The organism is Hydrogenivirga sp. 128-5-R1-1 (genome assembly GCF_000171895.1).
This window is the reverse complement of sequence record NZ_ABHJ01000409.1, coordinates 1-1,299: the sequence shown is the minus strand read 5'-3', so window position 1 is coordinate 1,299 and position 1,299 is coordinate 1. Positions and strand designations below refer to the sequence as shown.

General features: G+C 32.9%; 1 protein-coding gene and 1 pseudogene. Both read right to left on the bottom strand.

Going from position 1 to position 1,299, the window contains the following annotated elements:
* Positions 1-849, bottom strand: an 849-nt coding sequence (hslU, locus tag HG1285_RS01150) for an ATP-dependent protease ATPase subunit HslU (RefSeq protein ID WP_008289466.1), incomplete at its 3' end; no start/stop codon positions are given.
* A gap of 36 nt (positions 850-885) precedes the next feature.
* Positions 886-1,299: pseudogene (gene pyrG / locus HG1285_RS01155) on the bottom strand (CTP synthetase); the annotation flags it as partial.

Genomic DNA, 1,299 nt, shown 5'->3' with positions numbered 1-1,299 from the left:
GAGTAAATCTCTCTGTACTCCTTCCCTTGAAACATCAGGACCTGAACCTGAAGATTTACCAGCCACTTTATCTATTTCATCTATAAAAACAATACCTAAATTCTCAGCCCTTCTAATTGCTTCTGATGCAACTTCATCCATATCTATAAGTTTTTCTGCTTCTTGCTGTTTTAAATACTTAAAGGCATCCTTAACAGTCATTTTTCTTCTTTTTTTCTTTGAAGGTGCCAAACTTGAGAATAAATCTTTAAGCTGATTTTCTATATCTTCCATTCCAGGTGCTATTACACCGCCAACAACTGTAGGTTTTTCTTCAACTTCTATTTCCACAATTCTATCATCAAGCTTACCTTCCCTTAACATTTCTCTAAATTTTTCTCTGGCCGGAGATTCTTCTGTTTCATTTTCTTCAATATTTGAGAATCTTCTGATTTTTCTTGGAACTAAATAATCAAGTATTTTTTCTTCAGCAAGTTTTTTAGCTTTTTCCTCAACTTCAGCCATCTTTTCTTCTTTCACCATTTTAAAAGAGCTTTCTGCAAGTTCTCTTATAATAGCCTCAACATCTCTACCTACATATCCGACTTCTGTAAATTTTGTTGCTTCAACTTTTATAAATGGTGCTTTTACAAGGTTAGCAAGCCTTCTTGCTATCTCTGTTTTACCTACACCTGTTGGTCCAATCATAAGTATATTCTTAGGAACAACTTCATCCCTTAAATCTTCTGGAAGTTGTTGCCTTCTCCATCTATTCCTGAGAGCTATTGCTACAGATTTTTTAGCTTCATATTGACCAATAACGTATTTATTTAATTCTTCAACTATTTGCTTTGGTGTAAACTCTTCCAACTATTACCTCCTAAAATAAAAATGAACTATTTAATATTAAGTGTCAATATTCAAATTATCTAATTTATTCAAATATGAAGCATTTACAAATGATTCAAAAAGTGGATGGGGTGCAAAAGGTTTGCTTTTAAACTCAGGATGAAACTGGCAGCCAATAAACCATCTGTGATTTGGAAGTTCAATTATTTCTGGAAGTCTTTTTGTGATATATTCACCAGAAACAATAAGACCTTTTTCTTCTAATAAAGGTCTAAAATCAGGGTTAAACTCATATCTGTGTCTATGTCTTTCATAAATTTCCTTTTTATTGTATATTTCGTATGCCTTTGTTCCCTCTTTTATAGTACATTTATAAGCACCAAGTCTCATTGTACCGCCCTTATCTTCAAGTTCTTTTTGTTCTGGCATTAAATCAATAACTGGATAAGGGGTTTCTGGGTCAAACTCTGT